This is a genomic window from Streptococcus agalactiae ATCC 13813 (assembly GCF_000186445.1).
Taxonomy (GTDB): domain Bacteria; phylum Bacillota; class Bacilli; order Lactobacillales; family Streptococcaceae; genus Streptococcus; species Streptococcus agalactiae.
The window spans coordinates 478,418-500,159 of record NZ_GL636070.1 but is presented as its reverse complement, the minus strand read 5'-3'; the positions used below and the strand labels follow the sequence as shown (position 1 = coordinate 500,159).

General features: G+C 35.8%; 17 protein-coding genes and 1 pseudogene. 7 read left to right on the top strand and 11 right to left on the bottom strand.

All coding sequences use genetic code 11. The features are described from left to right. Positions 1–142 precede the first annotated feature (142 nt). Positions 143–2,455 (top strand): formate C-acetyltransferase, encoded by a 2,313-nt coding sequence (gene pflB, locus HMPREF9171_RS110610; RefSeq protein ID WP_000246713.1) that lies wholly within the window; start codon positions 143–145, stop codon positions 2,453–2,455. 100 nt (positions 2,456–2,555) lie between these two features. Then, on the top strand, positions 2,556–2,930 hold the full coding sequence (locus HMPREF9171_RS110615; protein WP_000931881.1) for a pyridoxamine 5'-phosphate oxidase family protein: 375 nt from the start codon (positions 2,556–2,558) through the stop codon (positions 2,928–2,930). Positions 2,931–2,964: 34 nt separating this feature from the next. Here HMPREF9171_RS110615 and HMPREF9171_RS110620 read toward each other — a convergent pair whose 3' ends face one another. Both HMPREF9171_RS110620 and HMPREF9171_RS110625 read right to left on the bottom strand, forming a co-directional pair. Continuing rightward, positions 2,965–3,894 (bottom strand): serine hydrolase domain-containing protein, encoded by a 930-nt coding sequence (locus HMPREF9171_RS110620; protein ID WP_000598171.1) that lies wholly within the window; start codon positions 3,892–3,894, stop codon positions 2,965–2,967. Beyond that, positions 3,891–4,646: a CppA family protein gene (locus tag HMPREF9171_RS110625; RefSeq protein WP_000171846.1), complete on the bottom strand. Its 756-nt coding sequence runs from the start codon at positions 4,644–4,646 to the stop codon at positions 3,891–3,893. The genes HMPREF9171_RS110620 and HMPREF9171_RS110625 overlap by 4 nt, the downstream gene beginning before the upstream one ends. Before the next feature lie 124 nt (positions 4,647–4,770). On the opposite strand from HMPREF9171_RS110625, the gene HMPREF9171_RS110630 reads away from it, so the two are divergent. Further along, positions 4,771–5,667: a sulfite exporter TauE/SafE family protein gene (locus tag HMPREF9171_RS110630; protein ID WP_001006192.1), complete on the top strand. Its 897-nt coding sequence runs from the start codon at positions 4,771–4,773 to the stop codon at positions 5,665–5,667. 77 nt (positions 5,668–5,744) lie between these two features. Here the strand turns inward: HMPREF9171_RS110630 and gla are convergent, their stop codons facing one another. The 3 genes from gla to HMPREF9171_RS110645 form a co-directional block, all read right to left on the bottom strand. Next, positions 5,745–6,593: an aquaglyceroporin Gla gene (gene gla, locus HMPREF9171_RS110635; protein ID WP_000570241.1), complete on the bottom strand. Its 849-nt coding sequence runs from the start codon at positions 6,591–6,593 to the stop codon at positions 5,745–5,747. Positions 6,594–6,761: 168 nt separating this feature from the next. Further along, positions 6,762–7,214: a universal stress protein gene (locus tag HMPREF9171_RS110640; protein WP_000192462.1), complete on the bottom strand. Its 453-nt coding sequence runs from the start codon at positions 7,212–7,214 to the stop codon at positions 6,762–6,764. A 17-nt stretch (positions 7,215–7,231) separates the two neighbouring features. Continuing rightward, complete coding sequence (locus HMPREF9171_RS110645) at positions 7,232–8,434, bottom strand: MFS transporter (RefSeq protein WP_000389617.1); 1,203 nt, start codon at positions 8,432–8,434, stop codon at positions 7,232–7,234. Between the two features lie 155 nt (positions 8,435–8,589). Here HMPREF9171_RS110645 and HMPREF9171_RS110650 point away from each other — a divergent pair, with 155 nt between their 5' ends. The 4 genes and pseudogenes from HMPREF9171_RS110650 (at position 8,590) to HMPREF9171_RS01000000112930 (ending at position 12,946) form a co-directional block, all read left to right on the top strand. Further along, positions 8,590–9,249, top strand: a complete 660-nt coding sequence (locus HMPREF9171_RS110650) for a Crp/Fnr family transcriptional regulator (RefSeq protein ID WP_001016379.1) — start codon at positions 8,590–8,592, stop codon at positions 9,247–9,249. 23 nt (positions 9,250–9,272) lie between these two features. After that, entirely contained in the window at positions 9,273–11,558 is a 2,286-nt protein-coding gene (locus HMPREF9171_RS110655; RefSeq protein WP_001270170.1) for a Xaa-Pro dipeptidyl-peptidase, read from the top strand. Positions 11,559–11,561: 3 nt separating this feature from the next. Next, positions 11,562–11,921 carry a hypothetical protein gene (locus tag HMPREF9171_RS110660; protein WP_000771943.1) on the top strand — a complete coding sequence of 120 codons (360 nt, stop codon included), beginning with the start codon at positions 11,562–11,564 and terminating at the stop codon, positions 11,919–11,921. A gap of 45 nt (positions 11,922–11,966) precedes the next feature. Beyond that, positions 11,967–12,946: pseudogene (locus HMPREF9171_RS01000000112930) on the top strand (polyprenyl synthetase family protein). A gap of 83 nt (positions 12,947–13,029) precedes the next feature. Here the strand turns inward: HMPREF9171_RS01000000112930 and cydC are convergent. From cydC to HMPREF9171_RS110690, 6 genes are all read right to left on the bottom strand, one after another. Beyond that, entirely contained in the window at positions 13,030–14,778 is a 1,749-nt protein-coding gene (gene cydC, locus HMPREF9171_RS110665) for a thiol reductant ABC exporter subunit CydC (RefSeq protein ID WP_000472831.1), read from the bottom strand. Further along, the gene (gene cydD, locus HMPREF9171_RS110670; RefSeq protein WP_000884539.1) at positions 14,771–16,489 is read right to left on the bottom strand and encodes a thiol reductant ABC exporter subunit CydD; all 1,719 of its coding nucleotides are present in this window, start codon (positions 16,487–16,489) and stop codon (positions 14,771–14,773) included. Before cydD ends, cydC begins: the two co-directional genes overlap by 8 nt. Beyond that, on the bottom strand, positions 16,489–17,508 hold the full coding sequence (gene cydB, locus HMPREF9171_RS110675) for a cytochrome d ubiquinol oxidase subunit II (RefSeq protein ID WP_001275290.1): 1,020 nt from the start codon (positions 17,506–17,508) through the stop codon (positions 16,489–16,491). The genes cydD and cydB overlap by 1 nt, the downstream gene beginning before the upstream one ends. Then, positions 17,509–18,936, bottom strand: coding sequence for a cytochrome ubiquinol oxidase subunit I (locus tag HMPREF9171_RS110680; RefSeq protein ID WP_000151494.1), 1,428 nt, complete (start codon positions 18,934–18,936; stop codon positions 17,509–17,511). It abuts the gene before it with no gap. A 102-nt stretch (positions 18,937–19,038) separates the two neighbouring features. Beyond that, the gene (locus tag HMPREF9171_RS110685; protein ID WP_000659003.1) at positions 19,039–20,247 is read right to left on the bottom strand and encodes an NAD(P)/FAD-dependent oxidoreductase; all 1,209 of its coding nucleotides are present in this window, start codon (positions 20,245–20,247) and stop codon (positions 19,039–19,041) included. A 12-nt stretch (positions 20,248–20,259) separates the two neighbouring features. Next, positions 20,260–21,159: a prenyltransferase gene (locus HMPREF9171_RS110690; protein ID WP_000174552.1), complete on the bottom strand. Its 900-nt coding sequence runs from the start codon at positions 21,157–21,159 to the stop codon at positions 20,260–20,262. Between the last annotated feature and the right edge of the window lie 583 nt (positions 21,160–21,742).

Genomic DNA, 21,742 nt, shown 5'->3' with positions numbered 1-21,742 from the left:
AACTTAATGATACAGATTAAAAAAACTGTATTATAAAAGAATCATAATTTTGTCAAGAAATATGCTTGCGAAAACGTTTACTTTTTCCTAAAATGGATATGTAAACAAAATTAAATCTGTCACAATGTTTAAGGAGAAAACTATGGCAACAGTTAAAACAAACACAGATATCTTTGAACAAGCTTGGGAAGGCTTTAAAGGTGTTGATTGGAAAGAAAAAGCAAGTATTGCTCGCTTCGTTCAAGCAAACTATGCACCTTACGATGGAGATGAAAGCTTCTTAGCTGGAGCAACTGAACGTTCACTTCACATCAAAAAAGTGATTGAAGAAACAAAAGCTCACTATGAAGAAACTCGCTTCCCAATGGATACTCGTGTTGCTTCAATTTCTGAATTACCAGCTGGTTTTATCGACAAAGATAGCGAACTTATCTTTGGTATTCAAAACGACGAGCTTTTCAAATTGAACTTCATGCCTAAAGGTGGTATCCGTATGGCGGAAACTACACTTAAAGAAAATGGTTATGAACCTGATCCAGCTGTTCACGAAATCTTCACTAAGTACGCTACAACAGTAAATGATGGTATCTTCCGCGCTTATACTTCTAACATTCGTCGTGCTCGCCATGCACACACTGTTACTGGTCTCCCAGACGCTTATTCACGCGGACGTATCATTGGTGTATATGCTCGTCTAGCTGTTTACGGTGCTGACTACTTGATGCAAGAAAAAGTTAATGACTGGAATGCATTGAATGATATTGATGAAGAGTCAATTCGTCTTCGTGAAGAAATCAACCTTCAATACCAAGCTCTTGGTGAAGTTGTAAAACTTGGTGACCTTTACGGCGTAGATGTTCGTAAACCAGCCATGAACACTAAAGAAGCCATTCAATGGGTGAACATTGCTTTCATGGCTGTATGTCGTGTTATCAATGGTGCTGCAACATCACTTGGACGTGTTCCTATTGTCCTTGATATCTTTGCAGAACGTGACCTCGCTCGCGGTACATTCACAGAATCAGAAATCCAAGAATTTGTTGATGATTTTGTCCTTAAACTCCGTACTGTAAAATTTGCTCGTACTAAAGCTTATGATGCCCTTTACTCAGGTGACCCAACCTTTATCACAACTTCAATGGCAGGTATGGGAGCTGATGGACGTCATCGTGTTACCAAAATGGACTATCGTTTCTTAAATACACTTGACAATATCGGTAACTCACCAGAACCAAACTTAACTGTTCTTTGGTCAGACCAATTACCATATGCTTTCCGTCGCTACTGTATGTCAATGAGTCATAAACACTCTTCAATCCAATATGAAGGTGTATCAACAATGGCTAAAGAAGGCTACGGTGAAATGTCATGTATTTCATGTTGTGTATCTCCACTTGATCCAGAAAACGAAGACAAACGTCACAACCTTCAATATTTTGGTGCTCGTGTTAACGTTATGAAAGCACTTCTTACTGGTCTTAACGGTGGTTATGATGATGTTCATAAAGATTACAAAGTATTTGACATCGACCCAATTCGTGACGAAGTACTCAACTTTGACACTGTAAAAGCTAACTTTGAAAAATCTCTTGACTGGTTGACTGATACTTATGTTGATGCGATGAATATCATCCACTACATGACTGATAAATACAACTATGAAGCTGTACAAATGGCATTCTTACCTTCACATGTACGTGCTAATATGGGATTTGGTATCTGTGGTTTTGCAAATACTGTCGATTCATTATCTGCGATTAAATACGCTACTGTTAAACCAATCCGTGACGAAGATGGTTACATCTACGACTACGAAACAGTTGGTGACTTCCCACGTTATGGTGAAGATGATGATCGTGTTGACTCAATCGCTGAATGGTTACTTGAAGCCTTCCATGGACGCCTTGCTAAACACAAACTTTATAAAGAAGCTGAAGCAACTGTTTCTCTTCTTACAATCACATCAAACGTTGCTTACTCTAAACAAACTGGTAACTCACCGGTACATAAAGGAGTATATCTCAATGAAGATGGTAGTGTAAACCTTTCTAAAGTAGAATTCTTCTCACCAGGTGCTAACCCTTCTAACAAAGCTAAAGGTGGCTGGTTACAAAACTTGAATTCACTTTCTAAACTTGATTTCGCTCATGCAAATGATGGTATTTCATTGACAACTCAAGTTTCTCCACGCGCTCTTGGTAAAACATTTGATGAACAAGTTGATAACTTGGTAACAGTCCTTGATGGTTACTTTGAAAACGGTGGTCAACACGTTAACTTGAATGTCATGGACCTTAAAGATGTCTATGACAAGATTATGAATGGTGAAGATGTTATCGTTCGTATCTCAGGTTACTGTGTCAATACTAAATATCTAACTCCTGAGCAAAAAACTGAGTTAACACAACGTGTCTTCCATGAAGTACTTTCAATGGACGATGCATTAACTAACTAGTTTGTATTCGATGAAGTAGGTTTGATTATATCAAACCTACTTTTATCTATATTATCAATAGTACTAATTACTTCTTTATATAACCTCAAGGAGGGGCCTAATGTTAAATCACAAATTTCTTCAAGTTCTAAAATATGAGGGTGTCGTTTCGATAACAAGCTGGACCGAATTAGCTCCTCACGTTACAAACACTTGGAATAGTTACCTGACTATTACAGATGACCAGCGTATATTAGCTCCTGCAGCAGGAATGACTCATCTTGAAAATGATCTCAATAATAATTCTAAAATTATTATGACTCTGGGCAGCCGTGAAGTCGAGGGTAGTGATGGTTATCAAGGTACAGGCTTTAGAATTGAAGGAACTGCTAAGCTATTAGAAGGCGGAAGCGATTTTGAAATTGTTAAAGAAAAATATCCTTTTCTGCGTAAAGTATTGGAAGTAACTCCCATAAATGTTATCCAACTTTTATAAAAAACTTCTCCTAGAATTTTCTAGGAGAAGTTTTTTATTCAAAGCACGATGTTATCGCCTCTTGTATATGTCGTCGTTTCTTAATCCAAAGTGGACGGTCATCATAGGAAAAGGTTCTGTTTGTCAAAAAAATAGCTGCTGCCTGCTTTTGATAATTTAGTGCAATAAAAGGACCAGTATAACCAGTATGGTTTATCCAATCCTTATCTATATCCCAAGCTAATGATCTTGATTTACTCAAACTATAATTATTCCACAAAGGCTTCGCAAAATCATCTTTTAAATAATGAATAGAAAATCTTTGTAAATCATCAATAGTTGAAAATAAACCTGCAGAACCAGTATGCTTTCCTAATACCTTAGCTTTAGGATCGTGTACAATACCATCGTTAATACCGGCTACAGTTGGAACAGCTTCTACTCTAGGACCAAAAGAGGTTTCTTTCATCTGAAAAGGAGTAAAAATATAACGTTTGAAAAGTTTATCCAAACTATCCCCTAATACCTCTTCTAACATAAAACCAAGTAAAAGAAAATTAATATCAGTGTATTTAAAAGATTTATCTTCCAAAACCTTGATATGATTAATGGCATCTTTCAGCTGAGTAGCATTCAACTGATCACGATTTGGAATAAAAGGATCAATCCCACTGCTATGTGTAGCTAGTTGCCTTACAGTTAACGTCTGATGATCAAACGTAGGGTAATAATACCTTAATGGCTTATCAATATCAATAGTCCCGTGATAAACTAACTTTGCTAGTAAAGTTCCCACGCCGACAACTTTTGATACACTGGCTAGATCATAGACCAATCCCGCTTTAACTTTCTCATTGCCATCAATTGTCCCCAAGTAATGTTCGTGCCACTCTCCATTTTCATAAATAGCTAAGCTTGCACCATGATAAAGATTATCTTTGATTTGCTCTTTAATGAGTTCTAAAACGGTATTAGTTTTAATCATTCTTTTGAAATCCAAATCTCAATATTACTAGTATCAGAGATGACTAAAATCTTTTCTTTAGAATCAAGGTAAACATCAAGTCCCAATGATTCAAAAGTTGATTTCAAGTCATTTAAATTAGTATCTTCATTAACACAGCATTCTAGTATCTCAATATCCCAAGTTTCATTTGGAGCAATTTGCAAATCTTGTCCCTGTGCTTCTTTGAAAGATAAATTAATTGGGAACTTCCCAGCAAATACTTTATCGTAAAAAGCTTCAGCTTTCACGGCATCAGGTACATTCAAACTAATAGATTGGAAAACAAAGTTTGATAGACTTGTAGTGTCATCATTTTTTTCTAACTCTGGGCGCTCAATTGCTACTAATTGTGACAAATCATCTTCAGCATGAAGTAAGAAAGGATCTCCCTCGGGCGAAACTGTTTCATAGGCATAACCATTTTGACCTTGATATACTTGAGTGGCTTGCGCACCATTTGCCAAAAGCTTTTCAATATCTTTTGCATCTTGAGACTTAACAATAATCTTTGCTAACTTCTTAGTACCATTCACCGCACGAGTACGATAAGTTGGGGATTCCTCAATAATAAAGCTAGCCTCTTTGTTCTGCCATGCTGAGAAAACTGCGATTGCATTTTCTTCACTTATCAATTTAAATCCAAGAGACTCCTGATAAAATGCAATATTCAAGTCTCTATTATTAACACGTAATACTGGGTGTTTAAATGTCAATGAATGAAATAACGTCATAAATTCCTCCTTGTTCAGTCTAGTCTATTTTAGATAATTTTAGATAATTTAGCAAGAATCTTTGTGCTCTCAATACCATAAAGTCAAATTGACAGTTTCACTATTTTTTTGTAGACTGGATATTATGAATGAAACACTACTATTACATGGGATTCAGCTTATTCTGATTATCGCCATGATTATCACTTTTTATCAGATTGTTAGACATATTAGGTCTCAAAAAATAAATCCTTTCAAACGATTTTTCACTGGTTTGTGGATCGGTTTTGTAACTGATGCTCTCGATACTCTTGGTATCGGCTCTTTTGCAACAACGACCACATTTTTTAAACTAACTAAGCTTGTTGAAGACGATCGTAAAATACCCGCAACAATGACAGCTGCACACGTACTTCCAGTTTTGTTGCAGTCACTCTGTTTTATTTTTGTTGTAAAAGTAGAGGCTTTAACACTAATAACAATGGCTGGTGCAGCTTTTATTGGGGCTTTTGTTGGAGCTAAAATGACTAAAAATTGGCACGCTCCTACTGTTCAACGTATTCTAGGAACACTGCTCATCACAGCTGCTATTATTATGCTCTATCGTATGATCACTAACCCTGGCGCTGGTATTTCAGATTCAGTACATGGTCTACACGGCATTTGGTTATTTGTTGGTATCGTCTTCAATTTTATTATTGGTGTATTAATGACTATGGGACTAGGTAATTATGCTCCCGAACTTATCTTCTTCTCCCTAATGGGACTGAGTCCTGCAGTTGCTATGCCTGTCATGATGCTAGATGCAGCTATGATAATGACAGCTTCTAGTACACAATTTATCAAGAGTGGTCGTGTTAATTGGAACGGCTTTGCCGGTCTGGTTACTGGGGGAATATTAGGCGTTATTGTCGCTGTTCTCTTCTTAACTAACCTTGACCTTAACAGCTTGAAAACACTGGTTGTAGGTATTGTTTTATTTACTGGAGCAATGTTAATACGTTCTTCCTTTAAAAAAACTATGCCCAAAAGTCATCATTAAACAAAATCAGCTAGCAAGACTGGCTGATTTTTATATTTAAAACAAAAAAGACCGGCAAACCGATCTTTCTTTAACTATTAAAGATATAATAGTTTGAACAAGGCTACAGCGAGTATACTTGCTACGATTGGTGCTAAAACTGGCACCCATGCATACCACCATTTTGAATCTTCTTTAGCTTGTCCAAGAATTTGTTTTGGTAATAAGCGGTGAACAATACGTGGACCAAGGTCACGCGCAGGGTTCAATGCAGGTCCAGTCGGTCCACCTAAAGAAGCAACTAGAGTCATTACCAAGAAACCAATACCTAAGTGAGCTACAGCAAGTGAACCAGTTACGTATGGTGAAATCCTTGTTGCTGCTGTCGTTTGGTCATAACCAGCTTGAACAAGTTTACCAACAAGTTCTACACCAAAATAGTTCTTCGTTAAAGCCAAAGCTCCAAAGAAAAGAACAAAAGAACCAACGAATTCATTTAAGAAACCATTAATGTAAGCCGCTTTACGACTTGATTTCTGTCCATCATCTAATGCAGAAATAGTTGAAAATGATCCAAGAACATGATTTGGATTTTCTGTCTTAACAAAGTAAGGTTGATAAACCATAACGACAACTAACTGTCCAAACATTGCTCCCAAAATTTGTGCAAGAATGTATTGTCCAACGTGTGCCCAAGGGAAAAGACCTGAAAATGCCAATCCAAGTGTGAAAGCTGGGTTAATATGGTTTCCAGAGACATTACCAAACATAAGCGCTGGCATCATAACACCTAAACCATAACCAATTGCAATAATAATCCAACCTGAATTATTTCCTTTTGTGCCTTTTAAGTCAACGTTAGCTACAGCCCCATTTCCTAAGATGATAAGAAAAGCGGTTGCGATAAATTCTGTGATATACTTCACAGTCCAAGTGATTTCGATCAATCCTTGTTTCCTCCCAAAAAAATATTTACAACATTAACCATTCTACCAAGTAAGCTTAATATTGTAAAGCTTATCACAAAATAAAATTAATAAAATTTTTAACCAAATATATTTGATAAAAAAATAGAGTACTAGGTTCGGACTACCTAGTACTCTATTTTATTTAGTTTATAAGGTTTTCTTACTATCACGAACGACTAGCATATCAACTTTCGAATGACGTAAAATGTATTCTGAAGTTGAGCCGATCAATAGTCTTTCAAAAGTGTTTAATCCTGTTGCGCCTACCATAATTAAATCTGCTTTTTCCCTTATGGGGATATCCTTTGCCAAAAGTGTCTTAGGATTTCCGATTTCAGTAATTTTTTTGATCTTTGTAAGGCCTTTTGAATGTGCTAATTTCTCAAAATAGGCTAGCACATCTGCTGACTCTTGTTCTTGCCTATCAAAAACATAATCACTAAAGACTCCCTCACTTTGGTAAGCATGGGCATCTATAACATGCGTTAGCAGTAATTCAGCATCATTACGAAGAGCAACATTTATCCCTTTTTCTACCGCCAATTCTGACTCGTAAGACCCATCGATAGCAATAAGAATACGCTCATATTTTTGTGTCATAGCTTAATTCCTCCCTTTTATATAGTTTTAGTTTCAACTTGTCGAGATGATTTTAAGAAATATAGAATACCACAAACAACAGGAATAATCGCTGCTATCCAGAATAATTCTCTAAAGGATTGCACACCAGCTCCAAGAAAACCATCTTTAACAAGTCCCAAAATGTAAGGTCCAGCACCTAACCCTAAATCAAGACCTATCATGTAAGTTGACATTGCTGTATTGAAACGATGTTCCTCAACACCTTTGATTGATGCTGCTTGGCCACAAGACATAAAGGTGCCATAACCAAAACCAATCAAAGCACCTGATAGAAGGTAGGTAACACTTCCCATAGCACTCCCTAATAAAGCAAGTCCCAAAGTTAAGAACAGATAACTTGGATAAAGCACCCACTTATCTCCCTTAGCGTCCATTAATCTTCCCATAGATGGTCTGGTTAAAGTGATGACAAGTGCATAAACAATAAAGAAATAAGCTCCTACTGTCATCAAATTAATTTCTGTTGTATATAATTTTTGGAAACCTAACACGGAAGCATAGGAGATACCCATCAAAAATGCAATAATTGTAATAAAAATTGCTTTTTTCTCAATGAAACTATCAATAGTCCATGATTTTGATTTAGCTAACTGTTCTGGATTTAAAGTAATATTTTTGACTGGGAAAACAAATGCTCCCAACACTACAATCGCAATTAAAATACTACATAATACAATAACCATTTTAAAGTTAATATGAAGGTTGTCTAGCATAAATGTTCCTACAAAAGGACCAATAGCTGCGGCTAAACTTGTTGATAGACCGTAAAAGTTAATCCCTTCACCTCTTTTATCAGCTGGTATATAGGCTGTTACAATAGTATTAGTTGCTGTTGACACGACGCCATAACCAAAACCATTTAGGAAACGAACTAAATACATTACTCCGATACTTGGCATATAAAAATAAGCTAAAGTTGTTAGTAAGTAAAAAATAGCCCCTCCACGTAAAACTAACTTACGTCCTAGAACTTCTAATTGCTTGCCAAATATAAGACGAGCAATCAAAGTCCCTACAATATAAATCCCCGTTGCTAATCCTGCTTGACTAGTGCTAACACCTAACTCTTTAGTCGCAATAAAAGCTATGATAACGGTAAACAAATAATAGACCATATAAACAATAAAGTTTAAAATAGTAATGCCTATAAAATGTTTGTTGAATAATTTGTCTTCCAATGCAAATGGCTCCTTTTTTCAATTTCATTTTCATAAACATTTTACAAAAATATTAGAAGATACGATATTTCAATGGTATAATATAAGTGCTAGTATCAGACTGCATTAACAAATGTTAAGGTGGTCTATCAAACCTAAAACATTTGGAGGAAGTCATGAATCATCAAATTTTACAAAATTACATTAATAGTCATAATCTTCCAATTATCGAAAAAGACTACCATAAATACCTTACATTTGAAAGTTTAGAAGAAGACTATACTTATATCCTAAAAGATGGTATTGTTAAACAAAGTGTTCTCTCTAAATATGGTACTGAGTTCAATCTGCGTTATGTGACAGGCTTAGAAATCACTTCTATCCTAAATACAGACTACTCCCAACACATGGGAGAACCTTACAATGTTCGAATCGAATCCGAAACTGCCCACTTTTACAAAGTACGTCGCTCTACCTTCCTAAAAGATATCAATAATGATATTGAACTGCAAGGATATGTGAAAGATTTCTATCATAACCGCCTTGAAAAATCTATGAAAAAAATGCAGTGCATGCTCACTAATGGTCGAATTGGTGCTATCTCCACACAATTATATGACCTCAGTAAGATGTTTGGCGAAGAACGAGATAACGGTGATATCTATATTAATTTTGTTATCACGAACGAAGAACTTGGCAAATTTTGCGGTATATCCACAGGAAGTAGCGTGAGCCGCATTTTGAAACAACTAAAAGACGATCATATTATTCGTATTGAAAAACAACATATCATTATTACAAATATTGAGAAATTAAAAGATCATATTGTATTTTAATATAACAATAGAAAGGATATATTATGCGTTATAATCAATTCAGCTACATTCCAACTAAACCTAACGAAGCTTTTGAAGAGCTAAAAGAGCTAGGTTTTCCATTAAACAAAAAGAATTCTGATAAAGCTAATTTGGAAGCTTTTCTCAGACATTCTTTTTTAAATCAAACTGATACTGATTACGCTCTTAGTCTCCTTATCGTTGATGCAAAAACCGATGCTCTAACCTTTTTTAAATCAAATAGTGACTTAACACTAGAAAATTTACAATGGATTTATTTACAGTTATTAGGCTTTATCCCCTTTGTAGACTTTAAAGACCCTAAAGCATTCTTACAAGATATTAACTTCCCAGTCTCATATGACAATATTTTTCAAAGTCTACATCACTTACTCACCTGTCGTGGAAAATCTGGCAATACATTAATCGACCAATTAGTTGCTGATGGTTTACTTCATGCAGATAATCACTACCATTTTTTCAATGGGAAGTCTCTGGCCACTTTCAATACTAACCAATTGATTCGCGAAGTTGTCTATGTTGAAACATCCTTAGATACTATGTCTAGTGGTGAACATGATTTAGTAAAAGTTAACATTATCAGACCCACTACCGAGCATACTATCCCTACGATGATGACAGCTAGCCCCTATCATCAAGGTATCAATGATCCTGCCGCAGACCAAAAAACATACCAAATGGAGGGTGCGCTAGCAGTTAAACAACCTAAACACATACAAGTTGATACAAAACCATTTAAAGAAGAAGTAAAATATCCTTCAAAATTACCCATCAGCCCTGCAACTGAAAGCTTCACACACATTGACAGTTATAGTCTCAATGACTATTTTCTTTCTCGTGGTTTTGCTAATATATACGTTTCAGGTGTGGGTACTGCTGGCTCTACGGGTTTCATGACCAGTGGGGATTACCAACAAATACAAAGCTTTAAAGCAGTCATTGATTGGTTAAATGGTAAGGTTACTGCATTCACAAGTCATAAACGAGATAAACAAGTCAAGGCTGATTGGTCAAATGGCCTTGTAGCAACCACAGGTAAATCTTATCTCGGTACCATGTCAACTGGTTTAGCAACAACTGGCGTTGAGGGGTTGAAAGTCATTATCGCTGAAGCCGCAATCTCCACATGGTATGATTATTATCGAGAAAATGGGCTTGTGTGTAGTCCAGGCGGCTACCCCGGTGAAGATTTAGACGTTTTAACAGAATTAACATACTCACGAAACCTCTTAGCTGGTGATTACATCAAAAACAACGATTGCTATCAAGCATTGTTAAATGAACAATCAAAAGCAATTGACCGTCAAAGTGGGGATTACAACCAATACTGGCATGACCGTAATTACCTAACTCACGTCAATAATGTCAAAAGTCGAGTAGTTTACACTCATGGACTACAGGATTGGAATGTTAAGCCAAGACATGTCTACAAAGTTTTCAATGCATTTCCTCAAACCATCAAAAAACACCTTTTTTTACATCAAGGTCAACATGTGTATATGCATAATTGGCAGTCGATTGATTTTCGTGAAAGCATGAATGCCTTACTAAGCCAAGAACTACTTGGCATTGACAATCATTTCCAATTAGAAGAGGTCATTTGGCAAGATAATACTACTGAGCAAACTTGGCAAGTTTTAGATGCTTTCGGAGGAAACCATCAAGAGCAAATTGGCTTAGGTGATAGTAAAAAACTTATTGATAACCATTATGACAAAGAAGCCTTTGATACTTATTGTAAAGACTTCAATGTGTTCAAAAATGATCTTTTCAAGGGAAATAATAAAACCAATCAAATCACTATTAATCTTCCTCTAAAGAAAAATTATCTCCTGAATGGACAGTGCAAACTCCATCTACGTGTTAAAACTAGTGACAAAAAGGCCATTTTATCAGCCCAAATCTTAGACTATGGTCCTAAAAAACGATTCAAAGATACACCAACCATCAAATTCTTAAACAGCCTTGATAATGGTAAAAATTTTGCCAGAGAAGCTTTACGTGAACTCCCGTTTACTAAAGATCATTATCGTGTCATCAGTAAAGGTGTCTTGAACCTTCAAAATCGTACAGACTTACTTACAATTGAGGCTATCGAGCCAGAACAATGGTTTGATATCGAGTTTAGCCTCCAACCAAGTATATATCAATTGAGTAAAGGTGATAATCTAAGGATTATCCTTTATACAACTGATTTTGAACATACCATTCGAGATAATGCTAGTTACTCTATAACAGTAGATTTGAGTCAATCTTATTTAACTATCCCAACTAATCAAGGAAATTAACTTATGAAACTTCTCACTAAAGAACGGTTTGATGATTCTCAACACTTTTGGTACCAGATCAATTTATTACAAGAGAGTAACTTCGGAGCAGTTTTTGACCATGATAATAAAAACATTCCACAGGTTGTTGCAACTATTGTTGATGATTTACAAGGTTCTGGAAGTTCGAATCATTTCTGGTATTTTGGCAATACTACTGATACTTCCATCCTTATGATTGCTCATTTAAATCGAAAATTCTATATTCAGGTTAATTTAAAGGACTTTGACTTTGCACTCAATTTAATAGCTATAAATAATTGGAAGAGTCTCCTCCAAACTCAACTTGAAGCTCTAAACGATACCCTAGCAATATTTCAATAAATAAGGTAGAATGGAGTGACAAAGCAACGCGAGGGAGACTGATTAATGTCATCTTATTGGAATAACTATCCTGAACTAAAAAAAATATTGATGAAACCAATCAACTAATTCAAGAAAGAATACAGGTCAGAAATAAAGATATTGAAGCGGCGCTAAGCCAACTCACAGCTGCGGGAGGAAAACAGCTCAGACCAGCATTCTTTTACCTTTTTTCTCAACTTGGTAATAAGGAGAATCAAGATACTCAGCAACTAAAGAAAATCGCTGCTTCTTTAGAAATCCTTCACGTTGCTACATTAATCCATGATGATGTCATTGATGACTCACCACTAAGACGTGGAAATATGACCATTCAAAGCAAGTTTGGCAAAGACATCGCAGTTTATACTGGGGATTTACTTTTCACAGTCTTTTTCGATCTTATTTTAGAATCTATGGCTGATACACCATTTATGAGGATTAATGCAAAATCTATGCGTAAAATTCTCATGGGAGAATTGGACCAGATGCACCTTCGTTACAATCAACAACAAGGTATCCATCACTATTTACGTGCGATTTCAGGTAAGACAGCCGAACTCTTTAAATTAGCTAGCAAAGAAGGAGCTTACTTTGGTGGTGCAGAGAAGGAGGTTGTTCGTCTAGCAGGCCATATCGGCTTTAACATTGGTATGACATTCCAAATTTTGGATGATATCCTGGATTATACTGCAGATAAAAAAACATTTAACAAGCCTGTCTTAGAGGATTTAGCACAAGGCGTTTACGGTCTTCCTCTACTTCTTGCCATTGAAGAAAATCCTGATATTTTCAAACCTATTTTAGATAAAAAAACAGATATGACTACTGAAGACATGGAAAAAATTGCTTATCTCGTCGTTTCCCATAGAGGTGTTGACAAAGCTCGCCATCTAGCTCGTAAATTTACTGAAAAAGCTATTAGTGACATAAATAAGCTACCCCAAAGCTCTCCAAAAAAACAGTTGCTACAATTAACTAATTACCTTTTAAAACGCAAAATCTAAATAATAAAAAAACATTCCACATTGCTAGAAAAGCAGTTAGGGAATGTTTTTTATTATCATTTATTTATCGCACCTATCAATTATCATAGATCACCATCATCAGCGGCTTTCAGCTGACGGTAACGTTGGCTACTTTGATACAATTCTTGAGGAGAACCTTCCAACTCTAATTGCCCATTTTCTATAAATAAGATACGATCAGCATGTTCAATACCTTTTAAGTGATGTGTAATCCAAACTAAGGTCTTACCTTCCAATTCTTTCATAAATACCCTTAGTAAGGCTTGTTCAGTAATAGGATCAAGTCCAACAGTTGGCTCATCTAAGACAACAATTGGGACATCTTTTAGTAAGATTCTAGCCAAAGCAATTCTATGCCTTTCGCCACCTGAAAACCTAAGTCCAGCTTCATCAACCATTGTATAGAGACCATCTGATAAATCAGTGACCATCTCTTTCAATCCAACTCGTTCAAGAACTTTCCATACATCTTCTTCACTAGCATCTTGGTTTCCAATGCGAATGTTATTTAGCAGGGTTGTATTAAAAAGGTAGGGCGCTTGTTGTATTACTCCAATATAGTTAGAAATGCAATCACCAACTATTGAAACATCAGCACCGCCTAGGGTAATCTCCCCTTGACTTGCTTTCAAGTCGCCACGAAGTAGACTAGCTAAGGTACTCTTGCCAGAACCACTACGCCCTAAAATAGCAATTTTTTCTCCTTCTTTAATATCCAAATCTAAATGATGCAAAACCCATTTCTCTTGTGGTTTATACTGGAAACTTAAATTCTTGACGGAAAAATCGTATGGCTTATTAGGCAATTGATTTTGAGTTGTTTCAAAATACGTTTCTGATAATTCATTAAGACGATGAATTGAATCAGAATATTTATTTGTTTCTTGAGCAGCAGCAGACAAACCAGCAAATGCCTCTGACAAGGGAAATACTGTTAGAACAAATGCTGCAATCCAGTTAGCTTCGCCACCTCTGTGACCAATAAACTGATTACTAGCCCAAATAATAACCAAAATAGCTAGAAAGCCAAAAACTAATTCCACAATAAGAGCTCTACGATTATCAAAGGAACGAATTTTTTTCTGAACAGCCATGAGTTCACTTTCCGAACGCTCATGCAAGGCGACGTACTCTTGACCACGTTGACTAAAAATCCAGTCTGAAATACCTAAGACATTATCTGTCAAATCAGTATAAAGATGATTTTTTAATTCTTTTTCACGAGTCTGACGAGCACCATTAGCTAAAATCGACCAAAGTGGAAAAACAAAAATCATAATAGCTAAATAAAGCAACATCATTAAAGCGAACCCTAGAGAAAAGAAGCCTGTTGCAATAATAATAAAGCTATATAATAACCACGCTATAATCGTTGGAAATATTGTCCTAAGATACAAATTTTGCAAATAATTAATATCCTCCGCTAAAAGCCCCATAACATCTCCTAAACGAAAATCACGCTTCATAAAGATAGCATTGCTTTCTAAGGAATGGTAAAGCTTCAAGCGCAGTTGTGAAGTCATTCGTAATACCCAATTGTGACTCGTTAGGCGTTCTATATAACGAAAAACAGGGCGTCCAATACCAAAAGCACGTGTTAGTACAATTGGAACATATACTAGAAGAATATTACTCGGTAGTGAAGCTGACTTACTAATCAGATAGCCCGAATTAAACATAAGAGCACTGGCAGAAAAAAAAGTCATAAAACCAAGGAAAAGAGCAATTACTAAGGAAACTTTATATTGTTTGAAAAATGGTTTTACCCATTGATCTGTCTTTAATTCTTTAAACAAAGGGATTTTAAACATTATTTCCTCCCATAGCATGCTTCAGTTGATAGAGATATCCTTTTTTAGCTAATAATTCCTGATAAGTGCCTACTTCTGCAACTCTCCCCTTCTCCATAACGACTATAACATCCATTTGGTTCAACCAGTGAAGACGATGAGTTGCAAAGATAACTAAACGATCTGACATCAGTGGCAACATTTTCTCTTTTAATTCTAACTCTGTTTCAATATCTAAATGAGCAGTTGGTTCATCAAAAACCATAATACGACGATTTTGATCAAGAAAAGCACGAGCCAGAGCTATACGCTGGGCTTGTCCTCCACTAAGCGGACGCGCTCCATTACCAATACGCGTTTCTAAACCGTCAGGTAACTCGCTTAGCAAGCTATCTAAACCTACCATATGAATCGCTCTTATCACCTCTTCGTCACTAGCATTGGGAGTATAGAAGGTAATATTATCACGTAATGACATTTCAAAAACATAAGGAGTTTGAGGAATATAGATCATCTGTTTATGCCAATCTTCTTGATCAAGGTTAGTCACTTCTCTACCATCCACTTTTAAAGAACCATTATCAGGCTCTAAAAAACCACTCAGAAGGTTAATTAAGCTAGACTTACCTGAACCACTAACTCCTACTAAAGCAACCTTTTGATGCCCTCTAAATCGTAAGGTTACATCCTCAACAACACGTTTTTGGTTGTACGCAATAGCAATGTTTTCTAAATCCAAATGACTCTCTTTAGACCAATCATCTATGACTAATTGCTCACCTTTAATACCAGTTTTGTTTAGAACTTTTTGAATCGCTTGAAATGCATTTTTCCCGTCTAACGTTGCATGATAATCACTAGAAAAATCTCTTACGGGTAAAAAGTATTCAGGGGATAAAATCAAAATTGTTAAAGCCGGTAAAAGGTAAATCTGCTCATTTAATAATCGTAAACCTAGAAAAACAGCAACGATAGCAATGGATAAAGTTGTAAAAAAGTCTAAAGCAAACGTTGATAAAATACCAATTTTCAAAGTACTCATTGTTGCTTTACGAAAAGATTCACTAGTTTGATAAATGCTTTTACCATAACGTTTACTAAGACCAAAATATTTGAGAGTATCAATGCCTCGTAATGAATCTAAAAAATGATTAGAAAGTACTTGATAGGATTCATATTGTTTATCTGCTTTAGCTTGAGCCGCATAGCCTAAAATAATCATAAAGATGATAATTAAAGGAAAAACGATAAGTAAAATTGCACCTGATTCAATATCTAAATAGAAAATATAAGCTAGAATAATCCATGGAATAATAGACATATTAATCATCTTATTCAAGACTAAACGTAAATAATTTTCAACTAAAGAAACACCATCTAGTGCCATTGTAACAACATTACCAGTTCCTTGTTCTTGAACGACTTTAGGACCTAGATCAAATAACTTATCTAATAATTGACGTCTCAAAAGACTAGATTGTGCTGTTGAAAAGTCATCAAGTTTTCTATTTTTGATGTAATCAATAACATGACGGCCTAAATATGAGACCATAAATAACAAAATATAAACCGTTTGAGAAGAAAGTTTTTGTCCTTCCCACAAACCAGTTATAGAAAGACTCAAATAATAAGCTTGTCCGATAATAAAGATTGCTTGAAGAACATCAAGTCCCGCAAGCAATCCTAACAACTTATGAATACCTGACAAGCGCATAACCGCTTTATCTAGCATTATTTTTCTCCTGTCACAATCACTGGCAAGGTAATACGTTTTCTAAAGATATAATATGCCCATGCTGTATAAGCTAGAACAAAGGGAACTAGAGTAATTGCGACAATCGATATTACTTTTAAAGTATATGGCGTTGAGGACGCATTTTGAATCAGCAAATCATATTTAGGGCTAATTGATGAAATCATAACTCGTGGGAATAGACCTTGGAACAACAGAACAACCACTGAAACAAGACTGAGACCACTCGCTAAAAATGCTGTCATCTCTGCTCCTTTAAAAGTTGAAGCATGCGCTAATACAGCTAATACAACAATAACCAAAACCATAATTGTCGTAACTATCGGATGATTGCTAAAGAAATCTGTCTTGAAATACAAGAGAACTGCAAACAAGGCTAAACCAAGATAGAGTACCCAATAAAGCAACTGAGCATAATTACGGGCACGCTCTCTAATTGGCCCTTCTGTCTTCAATGCAATGTAGTTTAAACCATGAAGATAGGCTAGCAATACCATTGCAACTCCACCCACCAACGAGAATATATTAAAGTAATCACTGAATTGAGCTGATAAGTTACCACTAGCATCAAGTGGCATACCTTGAATCAAACTTATAAACATAATCCCAAAGAAGAATGGAACAATAGCAGAACCAATTGTTAAGGTCCAGTTCCAAAACTGCTTTTTCTCTGCAGGAACTTTATGTCTAAATTCGAAGGAAACACCACGAATAATTAATCCAAAGAGAATCGTAAGGAGAATCAAATAGTAACCACTAAATAGTGAAGCATACCAGTATGGAAAAGAAGCAAACATTGCTCCACCACCGGTAAGAAGCCAAACTTCATTACCATCCCAAACTGGGCCAATGGTTTCTACTACTTGATCTTTTTCATGCTCATTATGTGTTAAAGTTTGAACAGCCATCCCAACCCCAAAGTCGAATCCTTCAAGGAAGAAGAATCCTGAAAATAGGAGGCCGATTAGGAAAAACCAAAAGAATTGTAAAGCACTCATTTAGTATGCTCCTTTCTCAAAGGGATCAATTGAAGTATAGGCACCATGATGTCCGTGTTCATCTTCATACTCTGGCCCTTTCTTCAATTCTCTTATTGTTAGGCTTATCATCATCACCGCTAAACCACCAAACAACAAGAAGTACACAGTATTGGAAACAAATAATGATGCAACTGAAACGTTTGGAGAGACAGAGTCCTTAATCTTGAAAAGACCATAGACAGTCCAAGGGTATCGTCCTTGTTCTGTCACAATCCAACCAAATGTATTGGCTAAGAATGGTGCAAAAGTTGTTAAAGCAACAATCCAAAGCATCCATTTGTGTTTATAAAGAATTGGTTTTTTCTTACGAGTTAAAAAGAGTCCTAAAACAGAAACACCCATAATAGCTGTTCCCATCGCCGCCATTGTACGGAAACCATAGAAAAGTAGGTTAACCATTGGGTAGTAGTTATCTTTACCATACTTAGCAACCAATTCTTTATTAGCTGTATCCATACCTTTCACAGAACCAGATGGTTTTCCGTAAGATAAAATACTCAACATATAGGGAATCTTGATCCCAAAAACTTGTTTGTGTTCTGCTTCATTTGCCCAAGCAACTACACTCCAAGCTGCAGGATCACCCGAATCTTCATAATCACCTTCCATAGCAGCAAATTTCATTGGTTGATCGTGAATCAAGGCTTTCATTTGTAAATCCCCAACTCCCATAACTGAAATTGAACCAAGAAGTGCTACTACTAAACCAATACGAACTGATTTCTTATAAAGTTCAACCGTTGTATCTTTCAGCTGTTCTGATTTTAAGAGGCGGAAGGCTGACATACCAGCAACCACTGTACCACCCATCGTAATGGCACCAAAAATAACATGGGTAAATTCATAGAAGAACTGTGGATTTTTTATAAGTGCAAGAAAATCAGTCATTTGCGCTCTACCGTTTACAACTTCATAACCAACAGGATGTTGCATGAAGCTATTAGCAGTAAGAATCCACATCGCTGACATTAATGAGCCAAAAACCACTAGCCAAATGAATATCACATGTAATTTTTTACTAATTTTCTTGTTATCCCATGTAAACATCCATAAACCAAGGAAAGTAGATTCCATAAAGAAAGCTAATAAAGCTTCAATAGCCAATGGAGCTCCAAAAATATCACCTACGAAACGTGAATAGTCTGACCAGTTCATTCCAAATTGGAACTCTTGAATGATACCTGTCACAACACCAACTGCAAAACTAAGGAGCATGATATTACCCCAAAATTTTGTCAATTTTTTATACTCTTCATTTTTTGTGATAACATACATTGTCTCCATAATAGCAACCACTAGGCATGTACCAATTGTAAATGGTACAAAGAAAAAGTGGAAAACTGTAGTCATCGCAAATTGAAAACGAGCTAAAGTTTCAATTGTCATACAAAACCTCTTATTTTGTTTTAATCATTTCTTTTATAGAAATATCTGCAAGAGCTAGTTTCCTAGCTTCGTAACAATTGGTAAATAACTTACTTTAATATCTTAATGATATAAATCAAAACGTCCCTTAGCTAGAAGTTCTTTAAGTCCACCCATATCAACAAGTGATTTGTTCATGATAATCTTCTTCATAACCGATGCAGGGTATTTTTTAATTTTAGTTTTTCCAACAACACCAAGTCCATGCGTATTTCCTACTGAAGCAACTGTGCCTTGCGGACTATACGAAAAGTCTTCTGTGGCTTCACCTTTGATTTGATGTAAAAGGTTTTTAGCAACATGAGCTCCCATACGAGTTGCAATTTGAGCTGTTGTTGGGAATGGGCGACCAGACTCAGTGTCCATAAATGCAGACACATCACCGATAACATAAACATTATCGTATTTTGGATCACGCAAATCACTGTTGACCATTACACGTCCACGACGTTGATCAAATCCTGATTCTCCCATAACCGGACTTCCACTAACACCTGTTGTCCAAATGATAGTACCTGCGGTAATAGATTTGAGTTCTTCATCCTCTTTACTAGTACCATAAACAACTTCACCCGGTTTGATTTCCTTAATCATACTTCCAAGCATCAAATTAATACCTAAATCCTTAATTAAGTTGACACCATATTGCGCTAATTCATCATCAAACATTGGTAGGATGCGAGTTGCTGCCTCTACACAAATAATTTCAATTTGTTCAGGTTTTACACCCGCTAAAGCAGCATATTTTGGTCGCTCATCAACCATAGCTCCGGCTAACTCAATGCCTGTAAAACCAGCACCACATACTAAGAGTTTGAGAAGATTTTCATCTTTTGTCTCACGATACAACTTCATTGTATTAACAATGTGATTATGGATGTTTTCTGCTTGCGAAATATTGGTCATCTGCAAAGCATTCTCCATAGCACCCTTGATGCCAAAAGTTTCAGATACAAAGCCTAAGGCAACTACGACATAATCATAATGGAGTTCACCGTTATTTTTAACTGTTACTGTTTTATTTTCAGCATCGACTCTAAGCACCTCATCTTGCATGAAGTTAACCTTATTAGTGTTGATAACATCCTTAATTGGGAATGTAATTTTTTCTTTTGGCTGAGAGCCTGCAGCTACTTCATGTAATTCTGTAGCTTCGTAGTGATAATCATTCATGTCAACAAGGGTAATATGAAAATCACCTGATTGTTTTTGTAAATTACGAACTGCTTTCAAACCGGCATAACCAGCACCTAAAACTAGGATTTCTTTCATGATAAAACTCCTCTAAAAAATGATTCCAATTAGATACGTTAAGACTTGGGTTGCAGATCCCAGTGCTAGAATACGTACCGCACAAACAAATGTTTCTCTCTTAACCTGTTTTTGCCACAATAGTTTTGTCTGCTTATAAATAAATGGTATTAATAACAAACTCAAGAGTACTGTAACAGGCGCAAGTCCAAAAAGAAATTCAAAAACAATTGCCAATAAAGCTATACTATTAGAAATAGCAAACAGCAAGAGTCCACCTCTTATCCCTGTATAATGTACAAGGGTATAGCGATGATTTTTTTCATCTTCTTCTTTGTCGCACAGATTATTCGCCAACATTAGGTTGGCAATCCATAAGGTGTTCGGCAAGGAAATCAAGAAAATTTTGCTTAAGTTGAGGATATCCCACGAAAAGTTTTGATAAGTGTTTAGATATACACAAATTAAACTAATCATAAATCCCATTGTCAAGCCAGAAAATACTTCTCCTAAGGGCAGACTAGATAAAGGTCTCGGACCAAAGGAATATAAAACACCAATTCCAAAACAAAAAAGTCCCATCCATAAAAGAGGCAGACCGACTTGGGAAACTAAAACTAAACCAATCATACTAGAAGTAATGACTAAACTTGCCATAATAACTTCTATTTGGCGTAGGGATAGGTTCTCACGACCAATAATGTTAGTGTCATTCTTATAATCCAAATCCACAGCATTCCGATAATCATTGTAATTATTCCAAATGTCAACGAACATATTGAATAAAAACATAGCAACGAAGAATAAACCGACATATACAGGGTGTACTGAATTGTAGTAATAAGCACTAAAACACAAACCAATCAAAAATGGTAAAACACTAGCTGTTTTGGCTTTCATTTCTACCAACTCTAGAAAGATTGGTAATGTCATTATTAAAGTCCTCTCTATACATAATCTTCAACAATACTATTATAATGCAATTTCTACCATTTTTAAAACAATAGGGCTTGATTTTTGATTAAAAATACAAAAAATTTTTCTTAAAATGAGTTAATCACACTTAGAACACTAAATACTATTTTGAGGAGTCCTATTCATCACACTATGCCATGTAATATTCGGAAAAATAGTATTGCAACCTTCAGTTACTCCTTATGTTGGCACCAGCCTTTGAAGGTCCTCTGATTGCACTGCTTAGTTAGTATTTTCATCAGCTGTATGGTCTCTAAGAGCCATCAGCATACTAAAAAAACTAGTGTTACACTTTGAAAAGTGTAACACTAGCTCCAATTTGTTTTAAATAGCTTAACTATTTAATCATTAATCTACTTTATATATTTAAGCATTTAAAGTTGAATGTTGGTTAAGGATACCTGAGAGAGAACCTTGAATATAATTTGGCAATACTTGTTTTTGAGCACGTTCATAGATTTCTGAATCTGTTAACTGACGTTCTGATTTAGGGCTTGATACTTGCGGTGTCACTGCTGCATTTTGTTGTTTGTAAAGTGTT

Excerpts from the sequence above, each read along its gene's own strand:
- pflB (WP_000246713.1), top strand. The coding sequence starts at position 143 with ATGGCAACAGTTAAAACAAACACAGATATCTTTGAACAAGCTTGGGAA.
- HMPREF9171_RS110615 (WP_000931881.1), top strand. The coding sequence starts at position 2,556 with ATGTTAAATCACAAATTTCTTCAAGTTCTAAAATATGAGGGTGTCGTT.
- HMPREF9171_RS110620 (WP_000598171.1), bottom strand. The coding sequence starts at position 3,894 with ATGATTAAAACTAATACCGTTTTAGAACTCATTAAAGAGCAAATCAAA.
- HMPREF9171_RS110625 (WP_000171846.1), bottom strand. The coding sequence starts at position 4,646 with ATGACGTTATTTCATTCATTGACATTTAAACACCCAGTATTACGTGTT.
- HMPREF9171_RS110630 (WP_001006192.1), top strand. The coding sequence starts at position 4,771 with ATGAATGAAACACTACTATTACATGGGATTCAGCTTATTCTGATTATC.
- HMPREF9171_RS110640 (WP_000192462.1), bottom strand. The coding sequence starts at position 7,214 with ATGACACAAAAATATGAGCGTATTCTTATTGCTATCGATGGGTCTTAC.
- HMPREF9171_RS110650 (WP_001016379.1), top strand. The coding sequence starts at position 8,590 with ATGAATCATCAAATTTTACAAAATTACATTAATAGTCATAATCTTCCA.
- HMPREF9171_RS110655 (WP_001270170.1), top strand. The coding sequence starts at position 9,273 with ATGCGTTATAATCAATTCAGCTACATTCCAACTAAACCTAACGAAGCT.
- HMPREF9171_RS110660 (WP_000771943.1), top strand. The coding sequence starts at position 11,562 with ATGAAACTTCTCACTAAAGAACGGTTTGATGATTCTCAACACTTTTGG.
- cydC (WP_000472831.1), bottom strand. The coding sequence starts at position 14,778 with ATGTTTAAAATCCCTTTGTTTAAAGAATTAAAGACAGATCAATGGGTA.
- cydD (WP_000884539.1), bottom strand. The coding sequence starts at position 16,489 with ATGCTAGATAAAGCGGTTATGCGCTTGTCAGGTATTCATAAGTTGTTA.
- cydB (WP_001275290.1), bottom strand. The coding sequence starts at position 17,508 with ATGAGTGCTTTACAATTCTTTTGGTTTTTCCTAATCGGCCTCCTATTT.
- HMPREF9171_RS110680 (WP_000151494.1), bottom strand. The coding sequence starts at position 18,936 with ATGACAATTGAAACTTTAGCTCGTTTTCAATTTGCGATGACTACAGTT.
- HMPREF9171_RS110685 (WP_000659003.1), bottom strand. The coding sequence starts at position 20,247 with ATGAAAGAAATCCTAGTTTTAGGTGCTGGTTATGCCGGTTTGAAAGCA.
- HMPREF9171_RS110690 (WP_000174552.1), bottom strand. The coding sequence starts at position 21,159 with ATGACATTACCAATCTTTCTAGAGTTGGTAGAAATGAAAGCCAAAACA.